This is a genomic window from Streptomyces sp. NPDC058701 (genome assembly GCF_042715295.1).
GTDB lineage: Bacteria > Actinomycetota > Actinomycetes > Streptomycetales > Streptomycetaceae > Streptomyces.
In genome coordinates, this window is the sequence record NZ_JBHXSY010000017.1 from 107381 (window position 1) to 125964 (window position 18584).

At 73.1% G+C, this 18584-nt stretch carries 14 protein-coding genes and 1 pseudogene; 9 read left to right on the top strand and 6 right to left on the bottom strand.

The window, feature by feature from the left end; genetic code table 11:
* Nucleotides 1-47: 47 nt before the first annotated feature.
* Entirely contained in the window at nucleotides 48-941 is an 894-nt protein-coding gene (locus ACFWW8_RS20110) for an SDR family oxidoreductase (RefSeq protein WP_386530322.1), read from the bottom strand.
* Between the two features lie 302 nt (nucleotides 942-1243).
* Entirely contained in the window at nucleotides 1244-2320 is a 1077-nt protein-coding gene (locus ACFWW8_RS20115) for an aromatic acid exporter family protein (RefSeq protein WP_386530323.1), read from the bottom strand.
* Nucleotides 2321-2661: 341 nt separating this feature from the next.
* Here ACFWW8_RS20115 and ACFWW8_RS20120 point away from each other — a divergent pair.
* From ACFWW8_RS20120 to ACFWW8_RS20145, 6 genes and pseudogenes are all read left to right on the top strand, one after another.
* Nucleotides 2662-3145, top strand: a pseudogene (locus tag ACFWW8_RS20120) (MSMEG_6728 family protein).
* A gap of 269 nt (nucleotides 3146-3414) precedes the next feature.
* Nucleotides 3415-5655, top strand: a complete 2241-nt coding sequence (locus tag ACFWW8_RS20125) for a catalase (protein ID WP_386530324.1) — start codon at nucleotides 3415-3417, stop codon at nucleotides 5653-5655.
* A 487-nt stretch (nucleotides 5656-6142) separates the two neighbouring features.
* Nucleotides 6143-7357 (top strand): polyprenyl synthetase family protein, encoded by a 1215-nt coding sequence (locus ACFWW8_RS20130; RefSeq protein ID WP_386530325.1) that lies wholly within the window; start codon nucleotides 6143-6145, stop codon nucleotides 7355-7357.
* Nucleotides 7354-8889 carry a phytoene desaturase gene (locus ACFWW8_RS20135; RefSeq protein ID WP_386530326.1) on the top strand — a complete coding sequence of 512 codons (1536 nt, stop codon included), beginning with the start codon at nucleotides 7354-7356 and terminating at the stop codon, nucleotides 8887-8889. Before ACFWW8_RS20130 ends, ACFWW8_RS20135 begins: the two co-directional genes overlap by 4 nt.
* Nucleotides 8886-9848 (top strand): phytoene/squalene synthase family protein, encoded by a 963-nt coding sequence (locus tag ACFWW8_RS20140; RefSeq protein WP_386530327.1) that lies wholly within the window; start codon nucleotides 8886-8888, stop codon nucleotides 9846-9848. Before ACFWW8_RS20135 ends, ACFWW8_RS20140 begins: the two co-directional genes overlap by 4 nt.
* Nucleotides 9845-10840 carry a DUF5914 domain-containing protein gene (locus ACFWW8_RS20145; protein WP_386530328.1) on the top strand — a complete coding sequence of 332 codons (996 nt, stop codon included), beginning with the start codon at nucleotides 9845-9847 and terminating at the stop codon, nucleotides 10838-10840. Before ACFWW8_RS20140 ends, ACFWW8_RS20145 begins: the two co-directional genes overlap by 4 nt.
* 43 nt (nucleotides 10841-10883) lie before the next feature.
* Here the strand turns inward: ACFWW8_RS20145 and ACFWW8_RS20150 are convergent, their stop codons facing one another.
* The 3 genes from ACFWW8_RS20150 to ACFWW8_RS20160 are packed head-to-tail and all read right to left on the bottom strand — an operon-like array spanning nucleotide 10884 to nucleotide 14365.
* Nucleotides 10884-12482: an FAD-dependent oxidoreductase gene (locus ACFWW8_RS20150; protein ID WP_386530329.1), complete on the bottom strand. Its 1599-nt coding sequence runs from the start codon at nucleotides 12480-12482 to the stop codon at nucleotides 10884-10886.
* A complete protein-coding gene (locus ACFWW8_RS20155) occupies nucleotides 12434-13144 on the bottom strand; it encodes a class I SAM-dependent methyltransferase (protein ID WP_386530330.1) in 711 nt (236 codons plus the stop codon). Before ACFWW8_RS20155 ends, ACFWW8_RS20150 begins: the two co-directional genes overlap by 49 nt.
* Before the next feature lie 9 nt (nucleotides 13145-13153).
* Nucleotides 13154-14365: a lycopene cyclase family protein gene (locus tag ACFWW8_RS20160; RefSeq protein WP_386530331.1), complete on the bottom strand. Its 1212-nt coding sequence runs from the start codon at nucleotides 14363-14365 to the stop codon at nucleotides 13154-13156.
* A gap of 279 nt (nucleotides 14366-14644) precedes the next feature.
* Here ACFWW8_RS20160 and ACFWW8_RS20165 point away from each other — a divergent pair, with 279 nt between their 5' ends.
* The 3 genes from ACFWW8_RS20165 to ACFWW8_RS20175 all read left to right on the top strand — a co-directional run bounded on the left by ACFWW8_RS20165 (nucleotide 14645) and on the right by ACFWW8_RS20175 (nucleotide 17041).
* Nucleotides 14645-15118 (top strand): hemerythrin domain-containing protein, encoded by a 474-nt coding sequence (locus tag ACFWW8_RS20165; protein ID WP_386530332.1) that lies wholly within the window; start codon nucleotides 14645-14647, stop codon nucleotides 15116-15118.
* 300 nt (nucleotides 15119-15418) lie between these two features.
* Nucleotides 15419-15772 carry an STAS domain-containing protein gene (locus tag ACFWW8_RS20170; RefSeq protein ID WP_386530333.1) on the top strand — a complete coding sequence of 118 codons (354 nt, stop codon included), beginning with the start codon at nucleotides 15419-15421 and terminating at the stop codon, nucleotides 15770-15772.
* A gap of 222 nt (nucleotides 15773-15994) precedes the next feature.
* Nucleotides 15995-17041 (top strand): YihY/virulence factor BrkB family protein, encoded by a 1047-nt coding sequence (locus tag ACFWW8_RS20175; protein WP_386530334.1) that lies wholly within the window; start codon nucleotides 15995-15997, stop codon nucleotides 17039-17041.
* 289 nt (nucleotides 17042-17330) lie between these two features.
* Here the strand turns inward: ACFWW8_RS20175 and ACFWW8_RS20180 are convergent, their stop codons facing one another.
* Nucleotides 17331-18560: a sensor histidine kinase gene (locus tag ACFWW8_RS20180; RefSeq protein WP_386530335.1), complete on the bottom strand. Its 1230-nt coding sequence runs from the start codon at nucleotides 18558-18560 to the stop codon at nucleotides 17331-17333.
* Nucleotides 18561-18584: the final 24 nt, after the last annotated feature.

Genomic DNA, 18584 nt, shown 5'->3' on the forward strand with positions numbered 1-18584 from the left:
CGGGTCGGCGGGTACCGTGCCGGGCCGGTCCGCCCACCGCCCGGCGGTCACGGCAAGGGTGTCCCGCCGGTGGCATTGACGATCTCCCCGGTGATGTAGCTGGCCTGAGGCGAGGCCAGGAAGACGTACGCGGGCGCCATCTCGGCCGGCTGAGCCGCCCGGCCCAGCGGCGACTGCGCACCGAACTCCTTCACGTCGGGCATCGTCGCGGGAATCAGCGGCGTCCACACCGGCCCGGGCGCGACCCCGTTCACGCGGATGCCGCGCTCGGCGAGCATCTGGGCCAGGCCGTGGGTGAAGGAGATGATCGCCGACTTCGTCATCGCGTAGTCGAGCAGGTGGGGGCTGGGCTGGTAGCCCTGCACGGAGGTGGTGTTGATGATCGAACCGCCGCGGGGCATGTGGGCCAGAGCCTTGCGGGAGAGCCAGAACATCCCGTACAGGTTCGTCTTCATCACCCGGTCGAACTGCTCCGTCGTGATGGCCTCGATGCCGTCGGGCTGCGACATCTGGTAGGCCGCGTTGTTGACGAGGACGTCGATGCGTCCCAGCTCGCTCACCGCCCGGTCTACGAGAGCCGCGCACTGGGCCTCGTCACGGATGTCGCAGAGCACGGGGAAGGCCTTGCGGCCCGCCTCGCGGACCAGCCGCGCGGTCTCGTCCGCGTCGGCCGTCTCTTCCGGCAGATGGGTGAAAACGACGTCCGCGCCCTCACGGGCGAAGGCCAGGCACACCGCCCGGCCGATGCCGGAGTCGCCGCCGGTGACGACGGCCGCGCGGTCGAGGAGGACGTCGTGGCCCCGGTAGGAGTCCTCGCCGTGGTCCGGCCGCGGGTCCATGCGCTCGGTCGAGCCGGGATGGTCCTGCTGCTGATCGGGAAACGGAGGACGGGGATGGCGGGTCACGGGGTCGGGCGGGCGGGGAGCTTCGTGGGACTGCATTCGCTTCTCCGGTCTCCGGGTTCGGGCGGTCGGCGGGGGTCGGCTCGCGGGGTGGGGGGCGGCCTTGAGCCGCCGGGCCCCAGTGGGCCGTGCCGGCCGCCCGGGTGGTCGTGGTGGCGCCGGTCTGCCCGGGCGTCTTGCCGAGGTCCTGGCAGTTCGTGCCGTTCCTGTTGACCGGCTACCCGAACATCCGGTGTCCATAGCGCAGAAGCCGCGATTCACCCCTTATTGATGTGGTCTGTGGAGGTGTGGTGCGCCAGAAGCTGATCCACGGCGCCGTTCATGTGCCCAGCTGGACGCCCTCAGGCGTCCACGGGAGCCGGCCGGCCCGATCGCAGGTCGGCCAAGAGGCGCCCGGCATCCGTCACGAGGGTGCCCTGCAGGGCATGGACGGCGGGGGAGGCCTCCGGGGCCGTCCGTTCGTGCCGCTGCACCTGGTCCAGCTCGGAGGCCACTTCGTCGAACTTCGCGTCGAGGAGGACCGGATCACTGGGGGGCTTCTGGCCGATCTCCTCCATCGCGGAGGCCGAGGCGCGCAGTACGGCGCCGAAACGGGGTCGGAACGAGCTGGGGAGGCCTTCGAGCTCCCCGCTGTCGAGGGCGTGGTCCAGGGTCCGGGTCAGGGAGCGGAGGTGGTCCATGACGCGTTCGGCCAGCGCAACGGCCTCCCGCGCGCGGGGGAGGGCCCGGTCCGGGCCGCTCACGATGTGGCGGGGGTTCATGCGGCTGTTTTCGATCTCTGCTTCGATGGCCTGCCGAATCCGCTCGCACTCGCCGGACAGCCTGCTCCAGTCGCCGCGCCACTGGCGCAGGTGCCCGCGATCCGGATCGGTGGCTTCCAGGGTGTCCGCCAGATCGCCGAGACGGTCGGCCATCGCGGTGTAGAGGTCCGCGACGGCACGTTGCCGGTGGTCGGTGTGCCGGGCGGGTGCGAGGACGAGGTGGGCGGCGAGGCCGCAGAGCGCGCCGATGGCCACGGACGCGACCAGGTGGCCGATGTAGTCGATCCGGCCCTGGCCGGAGGAGAACGCGAAGAAGCCGACGACGGCGACCTGGGAGCCCTGCTGTCCGAAGCCGCGGATCGTGCCGACACAGAGCGCCGCGAGGGTGAGGAGGCCGAACGTCCACCCGTGGATGCCGGCCACGGCTGCCAGCGTGGCGGCCAGCGCCGCCCCCGCCGCCATGGCCAGTACGTACTGGAGGCAGTCGCGGACGGAGCGGTACACGGTCGCCTGCAGTGCCACCAGGGCGGTGAACGGCGCGAAGGTCGACACGGTCGGCGGCAGCAGGTAGCGGGCCAGCAACCACGCCGCCGTGGCCGCGACCACGGTTTTCGCGCCGCGGAGCATGTCGTCCCGTTCGCTGCCCGCCTCCTTCACCGCACGCCTGAGATGGTCGGCCCGCTCAGCGACGGCCGACCGGAATTTCTGTGATGCATCCACCCGTCCGGGCAAGAAGGACCACCTCCCGCCGTCCGCCTGCCCCGACGAACCGTGCTCACGCGCGGCGCTTCCGCCGCGCACGCCCCATGTGACGAGCCTCGCCCTGTGTGCGGGCCGGCTCGTCGTACGCCCGCGCCGCCGCGCCGGCGGCCCGGTCGGAGACGTTTTTCACCGTCCACCGCGGGCAGGCGCGGCGCACGGATCAGCCGAAGGCCGCTCTGACACCTGTGACTACGGCCCGGGTGGTGACACCGAGCGCAGCGAGTGAGGAGAGAGCCGTGCAGACCTTCCTTCCGTTCGCATCGTTCCAGGCCTCCGCGGCCGTGCTGGACGCGCGCCGGCTCGGAAAGCAGCGGGTCGAAGCCGTACAGGTGCTGCGCGGGCTGATCGTCCCGGGGTACGGCTGGCGCAGGCACCCTGCGGTACGGATGTGGGCGGGCTACGAGGAGGCCCTCGTGCGCTACGGACTGGACGTGTGCGCGGTGTGGACGGCGGAAGGGCGCAGCGACACGTGCGCCACCACGCTGGTCGGAGACCTCCGAGCCTGGCAGCCGGACGCGCGGACGAGGACGCAGGAGCAGCTGGCCGCCGACGGAGACCTGCCCCCGTTGGCTCGGTGACCCCGGTTTCCACCGCGGCCACCAGTCCGCGCTGGTGCGCAAGGACCCCGACTTCTACGGCAGGCACTTCCCCGGCGTTCCGAACGACGTTCCGTACGTCTGGCCGACATCCGATCGCGACACAGGTGTCCAGGCACGCTGAGATGCAGGTGCGCCGTACTGACCGTCCTTTTCGCGGCCGCCCCCGCAACGGGCCGTGTGTTTCGAAGGCATTCTCCCGGCGTGGACCATTCTTTCCCGCGGGCGGGTTCTTCTCTCCGTAACGGGTAGGCGGCGAACGCGGTACCCGGCCCGCCCGGTACGCCGGGCAGATGCCATCCCCCGGCGAACTCCTGTGACGGGGGAGTCCGCCTGAGCCCCACGGCTCTCCGGTCGTGACCGAGACGTTCCGCAGACCTTCGAGGAGAGATCATGAGCGCAGCACACGACAACGCCACCCCGGACGCCGACGGAGATGCGGTACCGGGCAAGCCCGGGCCGGTGCCGCCGCCCGTGGCCGAGCCGATGCAGCCCGCGGAGCCCCTGCCGCCCAAAGCGGACCAGGAGGGGCCGGAGACCGTGAGCCCCACCGGCCAGGCCACCGGAGCCGAGCAGACGCGCAGGGCACAGAGCGGCGCGTACCTCACCACCGCTCAGGGCGCACGGCTCCCCGACACCGACCACTCCCTGAAGGCGGGAGCCCGTGGGCCGGTCCTGCTGCAGGACCATCACCTGCGCGAGAAGATCATGCACTTCGACCACGAGCGGATCCCGGAGCGCGTGGTCCACGCCCGCGGCGCCGCCGCCCACGGCGTCTTCCAGGGCTACGGAACGGCCGGCGAGGTGTCCAAGGCCGCGTTCCTGGCCAAGGACGTGGAAACGCCCGTGTTCGTGCGGTTCTCCACGGTCCTCGGCTCGCGGGGTTCGGCGGACACCGTGCGCGACACCCGCGGGTTCGCGACGAAGTTCTACACCGAAGAGGGCACCTTCGACCTGGTCGGCAACAACATCCCGGTCTTCTTCATCCAGGACGCGATCAAGTTCCCCGACGTCATTCACGCCGGCAAGCCGCACCCCGACCGGGAGATCCCGCAGGCGCAGAGCGCCCACGACACGTTCTGGGACTTCGTCTCCCTGCACACCGAAGCCACCCATCACACGCTGTGGAACATGTCCGACCGCGGCATCCCCCGGTCCTACCGGATGATGGAGGGTTTCGGGGTCCACACGTTCCGCCTCGTCAACGCGGCCGAGGAGAGCGTGCTGGTGAAGTTCCACTGGAAGCCGAAGCTCGGCGTGCACTCCCTGGTGTGGGAGGAGGCCCAGCTGATCAACGGCATGGACCCCGACTTCCACCGCCGGGACCTGGCCGACGCGATCGAGGCGGGCGCGTTCCCGCAGTGGGAGCTGGGCATCCAGGTCTTCCCCGACACCCCGGAGCAGACGTTCGAGGGCATCGACCTCCTCGACCCCACCAAGATCGTTCCGGAGGAGCTCGCCCCCGTGCAGCCCATCGGGCTGATGACGCTGAACGCCAACCCGAAGAACTACTTCGCGGAGACCGAGCAGGTGGCCTTCCACCCCGGCCACCTCGTCCCCGGCATCGACGTCACCGACGACCCGCTGCTCGCCGGCCGGCTCTTCTCCTACCTCGACACCCAGATCAGCCGGCTCGGCGGCCCGAACTTCGGCCAGATCCCCATCAACCGGCCGCACGCCCCCGTCAACGACATGCTCCGCGACGGCATGCACCAGACGGCCGTCCACACGGGCGTCGCGCCGTACCGGCCCAACAGCCTCGACGGCGGCTGCCCGTTCCTCGCCGGCGCCGACATGGGCGCGTTCATCGAGACGCCCGTGAAGGTTCCCGCGGCGAGCAAGGTCCGTGAGGCGCCCGCCTCGTTCTCCGACCACTTCAGCCAGCCGCGCCAGTTCTGGCTCAGCATGACCCCGCCCGAGCGCGAGCACATCATCGCCGCCTACACCTTCGAGCTGAACAAGTGCTACGAGCAGGCCGTCAAGGAACGCACCCTGAAGGTCCTGGCGAACATCGACCCGCAGCTCTGCGAAGAGGTCGCCACCGGCCTCGGACTTCCCGCCCCCGCGGCCACCGTGCCGCTCGCCAGCGCGGACCCCAGCGCCGCCCTCTCCCAGATGGGAGGCACCTGGCCCACGGACGGCCGCGTCGTCGGCATCATCGCCGACGCAGACGCCGACCTGGACGGCGTACGGACCGCGCGGCAGGCGATCCTGGACGCCGGAATGGTTCCCCTCGTCATCGCCCCGACCGGCGGGACCCTGGGCTCCGACGGCAGCCCGGTCACCGTGCAGCGGACCTTCGCCACCGCCCGATCCGTCGAATTCGACGCCCTCCTGCTCGCCGGAGCGCCCCAGGCCGGCGCAGACGCCTACGGCGCCCGGGATGCCAAGGCCGGCACGGCCCTGCCCCCCGCGGCCCCCGACCCGCGCGTCCTGCTCCTCCTCACCGAGGCGTTCCGCCACGGCAAGGCCATCGGCGGCTGGAACGGCGCGGAGCAACTGCTCGTATCCACCGGCATCACCGCCGACGAACCCGGCGTCACCCTCGGCGACAGCAGTGCGGCGACCGTGCAGGCGATCACCGCAGCCCTGGGCGAGCACCGTGCGTGGGACAGGTTCCCGCCCGCCCTCTGACAGGCCCCGAACCACCTCGACCGCGCCCCGCCCGCCGCAGCCGTCCCTCCACGGCCGCGGACGGGTGGGGCGCGGCCGTCGTTTCGGGGCCCGGACGAACGGACGCCTTCCGCACCATGGACCCGGGTGGCGGAGCCGCCGGCCGATCTCACAGCCTCGGACGAGGCCCTGCCGACAGGAGGCACAGCCCCGGCAGCCGGCCGGCCGGTCCTCTCGACACGGGCGAGCCCTCGCGACACGGGCGGGCAGATCAGCTGTACGCGCTGCGCCGGGCAGCGCGAACGACATCCGGCGAAGGCCTCGGCCCGGCCGCCGCTCGGCCCGCATCCGATGCACCCATCGGGTGGACGGGCAGCGCGAGCTGTCTGATCCCCTCCGCCCGTGGGGGACAAATGCCTCACACCGTCAGGGCCGCGGGGAGAGCGCATCCGAGCGCCGGGTGAACGCGGAACAGGTGGCAGCACCACTTCACGACACGGAGGACTTTATGCACGCGAAGTCGGTCGCCCGCCACCTCATCACCACCCCCCAACGGCAGACCGCACACGCCTCCCGGCCCACCGCCGCGGCAACCGTCGACGCCGACGTCGCCCACGCCGTCACGGGCGAACTGGCACGCCTGTGCGCCGAATCCGTCGCGTACAGCCGGACGCTCGACCCGGTCTTCGCCACCGACGTCGCGGAACGCCTGGCCGACTTCACCCTCGGCGGCGGCTCACGGATCCGCCCCCGCTTCCTGTGGTGGGCCATGCGCGCCTGTGGCGGCACCGACGCCCACGTCCCCGGCGCGCTGCGCCTGGCTGCCGCCCTCGAACTCATCCAGAGCTGCGCCCTGGTTCACGACGACGTCATGGACCAGTCGGCGGTACGCCGCGGCAGGCCCTCCTTCCACGCGCAGATCGGTCTCCAGTTCCCGGCGGGCACCTTCCCGGAGGAATCCGGCCCGGCGCCGTTCGCCCAGTCCGTCGCCGTTCTCGCCGGAGACCTCGCGCTGTGCTGGGCCGACGACCTCGTCGCCGGAGCCGACCTCGACCCGGTCGTACGCACCGACGTCCTGCAGGTCTGGCGGGCCATGCGGACGGAGATGGTCGCCGGGCAGTACCTCGATCTCCACGGCCAGGCGACGTCCTCCCGCTCGGCCGTCCAGGCCATCCGCACCGTCTGCCTCAAGACGGCCCGCTACACCGTCGAACAGCCCCTGGCCCTGGGCGCCGCGCTGACGGGAACCGACGACGCCACCCGCCGCTCCCTGGCCTCCGCCGGCCGGTGCGCTGGAATCGCCTTCCAACTCCGCGACGACCTGCTGGGCGTGTTCGGCGACCCGGCGGTCACCGGCAAGCCCTCGGGCGACGACATCCGCTCCGGCAAGGCGACGTACCTCCTCGCCCTCGCCCACGCGCGCGCCCGCGCCACCGGCAACACCGAGGTCGTCGACCTCCTCCAGGCCCACCGGGGGAGCGCCCCCCTCTCCGGCCCGGCCCTCGCCTCGGTCCGTGCCGCCCTTCACTCCACCGGAGCGCCCGCGCACGTCGAACGGCGCATCGACCGTCTGGTGCGCGCCTCCGAACGCCACCTCGCCGCAGCGCGCCTGCACGGCCCCGCCGCCCGGCACCTGACCGACATGCTCAGACAGGTCGCCTCGCCCCCGCCGCCGGACGCCGCCGGCACCGAACCCGCCGCCCACCGCGGGGGCACCCGATGAGGACGATCACCGGCCGCACCGACCACGTGGTCGTCGTCGGCGCGGGCCTCGCCGGTCTCTCCGCCGCCCTCCACCTCCTGGGCGCAGGCCGTCAGGTCACGCTCGTCGAACGCGACCGCCTCCCCGGAGGCAGGGCCGGCCTCATCGAACACGACGGCTACCGCTTCGACGCCGGCCCCACCGTCCTGACCATGCCGCACCTGCTGGAGGAGGCCTTCGCCGCAGTCGGCCAGACCATGTCCGACCGGCTGACCCTGCACCCCCTCCACCCCGCCTACCGCGCCCGGTTCGCGGACGGCAGCAGCCTCGACGTCCACACCGACGGGCACGCCATGGAAGCGGAGATCGAACGCTTCGCCGGCGGACGCGAAGCCGCCGGCTACCGCCGCCTGCGCCTCTGGCTGCACGACCTGTACCAGGCGCAGATGGGCCGTTTCATCGACACCAACTTCGACTCGCCGCTCTCGCTCCTGCACCCGGACCTGGCCCGCCTCGCCGCCCTGGGCGGATTCGGCCGCCTCCAGCCCGCCATCGGCCGGTTCATCACGGACGAGCGACTGCAGCGCGTCTTCTCCTTCCAGGCCCTGTACGCGGGCGTCCCGCCGGCCCGCGCGCTCGCCGCCTACGCCGTCATCGCCTACATGGACACCATCGCCGGCGTGTACTTCCCCGAAGGCGGCATGCACGCCGTGCCCGCCGCCCTGTCCGCGGCCGCCGCCGACGCGGGCGCAACCCTGCACTACGGGCAGAGCGTCACCCGCCTGGACCGCATCGGCGACCGGATCACCGCCGTCGTCACCGACCGGCAGCGCATCCCCTGCGACGCGGTCGTCCTGACCCCGGACCTGCCCGTCTCCTACCGCCTGCTCGGCGCCCGCCCCCGCCGCCCGCTCGCCCTGCGCCACTCCCCGTCGGCCGTCGTCCTGCACGCGGGAACAGACCGGACCTGGCCCGAGCTGGCCCACCACACGATCTCCTTCGGCGCCGCGTGGAAGCAGACCTTCCACGAACTCACCCGCAGCGGCCGCCTGATGAGCGACCCCTCCCTCCTCATCACCCGGCCCACCGCCACCGATCCCGGCCTCGCCCCGCCCGGCAAGCACGCCCACTACGTCCTCGCGCCCTGCCCCAACACCGCCGTCGGCCCCCCGGCCGCCTCCTGGGATGACCTCGGACCCCGCTACCGGGACAGCCTGCTGCGCGAGCTGGAGCGCCGGGGCCTGACCGGTTTCGCCGACGCCATCGACACCGAGGTCCTCGTCACCCCGGCCGACTGGACCACCCAGGGGCACGCCGCCGGCACCCCCTTCTCCGTCGCCCACACCTTCCCCCAGACCGGCCCCTTCCGCCCCCGCAACCTCGTACGCGGCACCGCCAACGCCGTACTCGCCGGCTGCGGTACCACCCCGGGCGTCGGCGTCCCCACCGTCCTGATCTCCGGCCGCCTCGCCGCCGCCCGCATCATCGGCCTGCCCGCCGGCCCCCGCACCACGCCGCCCCTGCCCGCAGCGAAGGAAGGCCGCCCCGCATGACGCGACGCGAACTCGACGCCGCCGCCATCACCGACCCCGCCCTGCGCGCGGCCTACGACGGCTGCCGCCGCCTCAACGCCCGCCACGGCAAGACGTACTTCCTCGCCACCCGGCTGCTGCCCGCCTCCCGCCGCCCCGCCGTGCACGCCCTCTACGCCTTCGCCCGGCTGGCCGACGACATCGTCGACGACCTGGCCGCCCCCACCGGGCCCGGCGACCGGGCCGGGCGGCTCCGCACCCTCTCGCGGGACCTGCACACGGCCATCACCGGCGGCACCGGCCACCATCCCGTCGTCACCGCCGTCGCCCACACCGCCCACCGCTACCGCATCCCCCACAGCCACTTCGACGACTTCCTCGCCTCCATGCGCAGCGATCTCACCGTCACCGACTACGACACGCTGGACGCGCTGCGCGGCTACATGCACGGCTCCGCCGCCGTCATCGGCCTCCAGATGCTCCCCGTGCTGGGCCACACCGCCCCCCGGGACGAAGCCGCCCCGCACGCCGCCGCCCTCGGCGAGGCGTTCCAGCTCACCAACTTCATCCGCGACGTCGGCGAAGACCTCGACCGCGACCGTGTCTACCTGCCCGCCGACCTCCTCGCCGCCGAAGGCGTCGACCGCGACCTGCTGTTCTGGAGCAGACGCACCGGCCGCCGGGACCCCCGCATCACCCACGCCCTGCGCTCCGCCACCGCCCTGGCCCGGCGCTTCTACGCAAGGGCGGAACCCGGCCTGAACATGCTCGAACCCCGCTCCCGGCCCTGCGTCCGCACCGCCTACATCCTCTACGGCGAGATCCTCGACGCCGTCGAACGCGACGGGTACGCCAGCGTGCAGCGCCGCTCCGTGGTCCCCCTGACCCGCAGGGCGGCCGTCGCCGCCGCCGGACTGGCCCGGATCGCGGCCGGCCGCCTGACAGCCCCCACCGCCCCCGCCAAGGAGCCGGCCCGATGAACTCCCGTGCCCCCCGCCGCCGCATCCCGGTCAGTCTGCGCCGCGAGCGGGTGGCCTGGCACCGGCAGGAACCGACCTGGCGCAGTGCCTCGCCCCGGCTCATCGACGCCGCCCTCAAACGGGCCCGGGCCCGGCCCACCGGCAACTGGTACGTCCTGGGCCCCAGCAGCTCCGTCCGTACGGACACCGGGTACGGCGTCACGGTCGACGGCACCGAGATCGTGGCCTGGCGGGACGCCGAAGGGGCGCTCGTCGCAGGACCGGGCGCCTGCCCGCACCTGGGCGCCGCGCTGGCCCAGGCCCCGGTCCGCTGCGGCACCCTGGTCTGCCCCTGGCACGGACTCGCCCTCACCGGCGCCCCCTTCGCCGGATGGAACCCCTACCCCGCCCACGACGACGGCGTCCTCGCCTGGGTACGCCTCGACGACCACGGCCGCGAAGAACCCCTCCCGGCCCCCGCCGTGCCGGTCCGCCCGCCCGCCGCTGCCGCCCTCGCCGCCGTCTACACCGGGACCGGCGCCTGTGAGCCCGAGGACATCGTCGCCAACCGCCTCGACCCCTGGCACGGGGCGTGGTTCCACCCCTACTCCTTCGTCGACCTCACCGTCCTCGACGACGGCGCCGACACCGACGTCCTGACCGTGCGCGTCTCCTTCAAGGTGGCCCACCGCATCGTCGTGCCCGTGACGGCCGAGTTCACCGCGCCCGGCCCCCGCACCGTCGTCATGCACATCACCGAGGGCGAAGGCCGGGGCTCCGTCGTGGAAACCCACGCCACCCCGCTCGGGACCGGCCGCGACGGCCGCCCCCGCACCCGGGTCACGGAAGCCGTCATCGCCACCTCCCACCGCCCCGGTTTCGCCCTCGCCCGCGCCGCCGCCCCCCTCCTGCGCCCCCTCATGCGGCGCACCGCCGGCCGTCTGTGGCGCGACGACCTCGCCTACGCGGAGCGCCGCTGGGACCTGCGCAGCACGGGCCGCTTCCCCGGCTGAATCCCGCCGCCGTCGAGGGGACCGGCCCCGAGCCGTACCGGCACTACGGCATGCCGGGCGTCCGCCGGCCGAGCCCCGCCAACAGCCGGCCCGCCGCGGACCGGCCCCGGTCCGGCACCGTCCACAGCGTCTCGCCCCGCACCCCCCACCGCTCCAGCAGCGCGTTGGCCGCCAGGAACCCGCTCGTCGCCGCCCGTTCCATCAGCGCCACCGGCAGACCCGTACGCACCAGGTCCCCGGCCACCACCACCCGCGCATCGCCCGTCCGCACACCCGGCCGGTCCCGGTAACCGCCCACCGTGAACAGCGGGCAGTCCTCCCGCCACTCGTGCCGGACATCCACGACCGCGGCGTGCACCGTCTCCGGATACACCTCACGCAGCCGGCCCACCAGCCGCTCCTCCACGTCCCCGCGCCGTTCCGCCGGATCGACCGCGTACGCGTGCAGCTCCACCACCGAACCGCCGCTCCGCAACGCCCACCGGTGCGCCTCGCCCTCCCACCGGTCCAGGACGCTCACGTTGTCGAGGTCGCCGAAGCCGCTCGTGCCGAGGAACCCGTGCCGGCCGCCCGCCACCGGCCGCGACAGCCACAGCCGCGACACCAGGAACGGGGGCGCCGTACGCAGCCGTGCGACCGATGCCCGCCACGCGGGACCCACGAGCCGCGGCGACGCGCCCGCCACCGCCCGCAGCCCCGCGGTGTCCAGGGCCAGGACCACCCCGTCGAACTGCTCGACCGCCGCTCCCGCGACGACCTCCACGCGGTCCTCGCCGACGGGGCGCACCTCGCGGACCGGCGTGCCCGTACGCACATCCACGCCGAGCCCGCCCAGGTAGCGGGCCAGCGGATCCCACAGGGCCTGCGGGAACGGCTCGCGCGGCACGTCGAACAGCAACCCCTCGCTGGAGCCGAGGAAGTAGATGTGGAACATCAGCACCAGCTCGGCCGCCGACAGCGTCGCCGGATCGGCGAAGAAGCTCCGCGAGAACACCTCGAACGCCAAATGGTGCGCCGCCTCCGGGAACCGGATCGAGGCCAGGAACTCACTGGCGCTCACACCGTCCAGCGCCTCGTACACCCCCGGGACACCGACATCGAGGAGGGGCAGAGCCGCACGCGGATTCATCCGCCCCAGATCACGCCAGCCGAACGACGGGCTCTGCGCGACGAAACCGAGCGCGCTCAGCGGCGGCGTCCGCGGCACCCGTGCGAAGCTGTCCTGCCCGCCGTCGCGGTGACGCAGCGGATAGTCCGCCAGACCCGTCAGCCCGTGAAGCCCCGGATCGGTCCGCCGCAGCAGCGCCCGCAGGTTGTAGTACTGGCGGAAGAACGCGTGGAACCCACGGCTCATCGTCGCCTCCGAGCCGTCCGCCAGCCGCGTCCCCCACCCCGCCAGCCGGCCGCCGAGCTGCGCGTCCCGCTCGAAGACGACGACGCGCACACCGCGCTCGGCCAGCACCGTGGCCGCCGACAGGCCCGCGATGCCCCCGCCGACCACGGCGACCCGCGGCCCGTCCCGTTCGACCCGCGGCCGACCGCCGCGAGCCTCGACGCGCCGGGCCCGCCGGTCCCGGCCCGGGACGGCCCCGCTCACGCGGCGACCCGGCCGACGAAGGTGTGGGTGATCCCCGTCTGCCATCCCGGCAGCGGCAGCACCCGCACGTCCGTGAACCCGGCCGCCCGCATCCGTGCGGCGAACTCCGGCGCGGTGTCGAAGCCCAGCACGCTGTGCCACAGGTGCCGGTACAGCCCCGCGTCGCCGCCCGCCCGGCCCAGCGGCATGATCACCGTCCGGCACACGGCCGTCCACAGTGCCCGGTGCGCCGGCTTCCCGCTGAGTGCGTACTCGTGCACGGCGATCCGTGCGCCCGGCGCCATCACGGCCCGCACGCGGGCCAGCGTCCGGTCGGGATCGGGCACGTTGCGCATGAGGTACGCGGCGAAGACGGCGTCGAAGGGCCCGCGGGCGCCCGCTTCGCCGAGCCGGTCGGCGGACGCCCGTACGAAGTCGACGCCGGCGGGCCAGTCCTTGGCCGCGGCCCGTTCCAGCATGCCCGCGGAGGCGTCCACCGCGGTGATGCGGGCCCCGCCGGCGGCCGACAACAGCGCCGCCGTCGAGGCGCCGGTGCCGCAGCCCAGGTCCAGGACGCGGGCGCCGCGGCCCGCGTCCGGGAGCCCCAGACGGCGGGCCGAGCGGCGCAGGTGTCCGTGGTAGCCGGGGCTCGCCGCGACCAGCAGGTCGTAGCGGTCCGCGGCACGGTCGAAGGCAACCGACAGGGCGTCGTCGCGCAGTAGTGACATGACAGCCTTTCAGTACCGTCCCGGCCCCGGGGCCGGGACGGATCGGCGGAGCAGCGGCAGTTCCAGAAGCGACCGCAGCATGGGCAGGACGGGCGTGCGCAGGCCGATCCCGAAGTCCTCGGCGGGCGAGGTCGAGCCGTCCAGGAACCGCAGGACCCGCTCGGCCGGCACGGACGCGAAGAGGTGGCAGAAGAAGGCCCCGCCGTCGACCCGGCCGGTGTCCAGCGCGCGCAACAGGACCGCGTCCATCGCCCGGGCCCGGCGCCCGTGCACGGCGGGGGACCGGGCGGGGGAGCGGCCCGCCCGCACCGCCTCGGCGAGGTGACGGCTCTGACGCTGGATCGCGGCGAACGTGTAGCCGGTGGACGGCCGGGTCGCCCCGCCGGCCGCTCCGATGAAGTGGATCCGGCGCCCGCCCCGGCGGGGGTAGACGCCGTCGCTCATCGGGATCACCCCCTGCTCCCGCTCACCCACCGTGTAGTCGCCCAGGCCCAGGACCGACGTGCAGTAGTGGTGCAGGGCACGGTCGTACTCCGCCCCGTCCAGCACCGAACGGGAGAACTCCGTGTACTCGACCAGTGCTTCGTACCGGCTCAGCGGCAGGACGTACCCGAAGGCGAGTCCCCGGGGCGGCTGGGGGAGGCGGAAGTCCATCAGGGTCGCCGCGTCGGGGTCGAAGGCCGGCTCGGCGGTCCGCACGAACCATCCCCGGAAGTGCTGGAGGAGCGTGGTCCGGGCGGCGGGCAGCCGCCGCGGCGGCCGCGAGTCGAAGACGAGCCCCGACCGGACCTCCGAAGGCGCCCCCGACGCGTCGCTGCCGCGGACCACCGCACCACCGACGGCGTCCCGCGCCGACTCCACCGTCATCAGCCGCACGTCGACCCCGTACACGCCGAGCCGCTCCGTCATCGCCGCGCCGAACCGATCCGACCTCAGCATCTTGTACCGCACCGGCCCCAGCGGACGGTCGATCACCGCGCCGTCCGGCGCGTACAGTCGCAGCCGGTTCCAGCTCGCGGCCAGCATCCCGTCGTACGGGCCGGCGCCCGACTCCCAGAAGCACCAGGTCCGGGCGGGCGGGCGCAACGGACCCGGCGGCGCCTCGACCACCACCACCCGCGGCGCCGGGCCCGCCCCGGGCAGGGGCTGCGCGAGACCGACCGCGAGGGACAGCCCCGCTGCTCCGCCCCCGATCACGGTCACATCGGCATCCCAGCTCACCCCGGCCTCCCGTCCACCACGCCAACCGTCCCTCTTCCGCACCGACTACCCCAGCGGATGCAGTCAACCCCGCCTGCGGGAGCGTGGTACCACGAGCCACGGCAGACGGCCGGAGGACCATCCCCATGGCCCTCCCGCACCCCGCCTGCGGGAGACGGCGTACGCGCGTCGCTCGTGCGGACCAACCCCGCCGCATCCACGGGCTGTACCGCGCTCCACGGGGTAGACGGCGTCGGGGTGGACACCAGCTCACCCACACACGGAGCCGAAGGAGAACCGATGGACGGGATCGTGCTGCTCAAGGAAGACCACAAGACGGTCGAAAAGCTGTTCAAGCAGTTCGAGAAGGCCGGAGAGAACGAGCACGCCACGAAGCGGAAGATCGCGGACCAGGTGATCGAGGAACTCACCACCCACACCTGGATCGAAGAGAAGATCTTCTACCCGGCCGCCCGCGAGGCTGCTCCCGACACCAAGGACCACGTCCTGGAGAGCGTCGAGGAACACCACGTCGTGCTCTGGATGCTCTCGGAACTCAAGGACCTCGACGCGAGCGACGAACGCTTCGACGCCAAGATGAGCGTCCTGATGGAGAACGTGCGCCATCACGTCGAGGAGGAGGAGAAGGAGTGGTTCCCCGACGTCCGCAAGGCCATGGGCCGCAACCGGCTCACCGAACTCGGCGAGCAGATGGAAGCCGCGAAGAAGAACGCCCCCGGTAGCCCCCTCGCCGTTCCCAGCGCAGGCAAGTAGTCCAACGCGTCGGACTCCCGTACGAAGGCCGGCCGGGAACGGGGTGCCGACACGGCACAGGGCCTGGGTCCGTGCTCGGTCCGACCGGACCGGTGCACGCCAGGCCGGTGCCGCCCTGCCCCCTTAAGACCATGCCGTCGCCGTGGGCGACCGGGGCCGCGCATCGAGGTCCAGCCGATGCGTCCCATGCAACCTATGGGCATATGCGTCATGGTTTTCAGGTAATTCTTGACGTATGACGGTGTCGAGCCGACCATACTGAGGGAACCAGAAGCAGCCCCGGCCGAGGGGAGGCAGTCGATGACCGCGCTCGTCCACGACGACCGCCCGGGCACACCGGCCGGCAGCGCACTCGACATCGGTGTCACTCCCGGCCCGCAGCCGGGCACGGTCCACTTGTGCGTGAGCGGCGAGATCGATTTCGACAACGCCGCGTTGCTCCGGGAGACCCTCCTGATCGCCCTCAAGTCCTACCGCGGCACCCTCTGCCTCGACCTCAGCCAGGTCACCTTCTGCGACTGCGCCGGCCTCAACGCCCTCCTGACCGCCCAGCTCGCCACCCTGCGCGCGGGTCGCCGCCTCAGGATCGCCACCGCGAGCCGCAGCGTCGAACGGCTCCTGCGCCTCACCGGCACCCGCACCCTCCTCACCTGAACACGCTCGCGGGGATGCAAGTGATCTCGATGACCCGCGTCCATCGCCCTCGCTCACGCCTTCGCAGCCGGTCTCCGCCCCACGCTCGAACGTCCCGGCACCCCGACACGGACACCGTCGGCGCGGGCGGTCGAGCGCCGGCCCCCGCCCGCTGAGGGAAAATTCCGGGCCTTCGCGTGCCTCGGCTGACATGAGTGGCGTCGCGATGGAAAGCCGCCAGTTATGACACGCACACCGAAGCCAGGCGCAGGCGGGAACGACATGCACGGAGAGACCGGCCGACAGAGCACTCCTGGCCCCGATCCACAGGTCGAGGAGCAGGCACCGGATCAGCTCACCGAGCTGCCGAAGCGGTCCTGGAAGGCGGTGCTGCGCGGCACCGTGAAGGAGTTCAAGGACGACGAGCTCGCCGACCGGGCCGCGGCGCTGACCTACTACGGGGTCCTGGCGCTCTTCCCCGCACTGCTGGTGCTGGTATCCCTGCTGGGCATCGCGGGGGAGTCCGCGACGAAGCAGGTCCTGGACAACCTCCAGAAGCTGGCCCCCGGGTCGGCGCGGGACGTGATCAGCAACGCGGTGCAGCAGCTCCAGGGCAACGCAGGCGTCGGATCGCTCCTGGCGATCGTCGGTCTGGCCGTCGCGATCTGGTCGGCTTCCGGCTACATCGCCGCGTTCATCCGCACGGCGAACGCCGTCTACGACATGCCTGAGGGCCGCCCCGTGTGGAAGGTCCTCCCTCTGCGCCTGGCCCTCACGGTCACGCTGATGGTCCTGGCCTGCGCCAGCGCGCTCATCGTCGTCTTCTCCGGCTCCCTGGCGCGGCAGGCGGGTACCGCTCTGGGCATCGGGGACACCGCCCTGACCGTGTGGTCCATCGCGAAGTGGCCGGTCCTGGTCCTCCTGGTCACGATCATGATCGCGATCCTGTACTGGGCCGCCCCGAACGCGAAGGGCCGCGGCTTCAAGTGGGTGACCCCGGGCAGTTTCCTGGCGCTGGTGATCTGGATGGCCGCCTCGGCCGGCTTCGCGTTCTACGTTGCGAACTTCGCCTCCTACAACAAGACCTACGGCACCCTTGCCGGTGTGATCATCTTCCTCGTGTGGCTGTGGATCACCAACCTCGCAATCCTGCTCGGGCTGGAGTTCGACGCGGAGATGGTCAGGCAGCGTGCTATCGCCGGGGGGCTGCCCGAGGACGAGGAACCCTACGTCGAGCCGCGCGACACGCGTGCCTGGAGCGATGGTGACCGCCGCCGCATGGAGCACTGAACCGGCGCCCGCCGCGCACCGGCGCACCGCAGGGTGACCACGCCGTCTCCCGGGCGGCCGGCCGGCGCCGGGGTGGGCGGCGTCTTCGCTGCGATGTGTCGCCCGGTGCCCCCGCTGCGGCCGGCGGCCCACTCGCCGCCGCCGTAACGGAAGGGATCGAGCGGCGGGTCACGGTCCTCGCCGCGGCCGGTGACCATGGATCCCGGCGCGGTCCCATTCGACGCGGCCGACCGTACGGCCAGGCCACGGGCAGCCGCAGGCCGTCGGGGCCGGGCAGGATCGGCGGGCCTCAAGCCGGGGGCCACGAGTCCTCCCGGGAGGTGGCGGGCTCCAGCGGAAGTGTCACGGACACCGCGTGCCCGCCCTCCGCCCGCGGGCCCGCGACGAGGGTGCCGCCGAGGGCCGTCGCCCGTTCGCGCATACCGACCAGGCCGCTGCCGCTGCCGTCCGGGGAGCCGTCCCCCGGCCCGCCCGACGACGGGCCGTCGTCCTCCACCCGCACGGTCAGCGCACGCCCCTGCCAGGTCAGGCGGACCCGAGCGGTTCGGGCGCCGGAGTGCCGTACGACATTGGTCAGCGCCTCCTGAACGATGCGGAAGACGGCGAGATCCACACCCGGTGGCAGCGCGCGGGCCGTCCCCCCGGAGGACACCTCCACGGTGAGTCCGGCAGCGGCCGCCTGTTCGACCAGTTCGGGGAGCCGGTCGAGCCCGGGAGCGGGCGTCCGCGGAGCCTCGCCGGGGGCGCGCAGGGTGTCGAGGACCTGCCGGACTTCGCCCAGCGCCTCCCTGCTCGCCGCCGTGATGGTGGTCAGGGCCGTACGGGCCTGCTCGGGAGCCGTGTCGAGGAGTGCCAGCCCGACGCCGGCCTGCACGTTGATCACCGAGATGCTGTGGGCCAGGACGTCGTGCAGCTCCCGCGCGATGCGCAACCGCTCCTCGTCCACCTGCCGGCGTTCGGCAGCCGCCCGCTCGGCCCGCTCGCGCGACCACTGCTCCCGGCGTACGCGCACCAGCTCGAACACCGCCAGCACGGCGACGATCCACCCTGTGACGCCCACTTCCTGGGCCCAGGGCGTCGGGCCGTCCCGCGGCGGCGGAAGCCACCGGTAGAGCCAGTGCCCGATCAGCAGGTGCCCGGCCCAGGTCAGCCCGACGGCGCCCCAGGCCGCCCGCCGGTGTCCGGCGACGACCGCCGCGAAGCAGGCCACGGCGAGACTGAGGAAGGCCGGACCGTAGGGGAAACCGGCCCCGAGGTAGGCAAGGGTGACGACGGCGACGCCGTAGGCCACGGCCCCCGGGTACCGGTGGCGGACGAGCAGCAGCGCGGGCCCGAAGAGCAGCAGGAGCCGGCCGATCCAGTCCAGCGGGACCCGGTCGGGCTGTGCCTGCCCGGCCCATCCCGCCTCGAACTGTGCGAACACGGCGACGAACAGTGCGGAGCGCCAGGCCGGGCCCCGCCCGGCCCGCTCCACCCATCGCCGCCACGGGGATCCGAGACGCGCGCGCTGCTCTCCCATACCCGCCACGCTAGACCTCGTCCG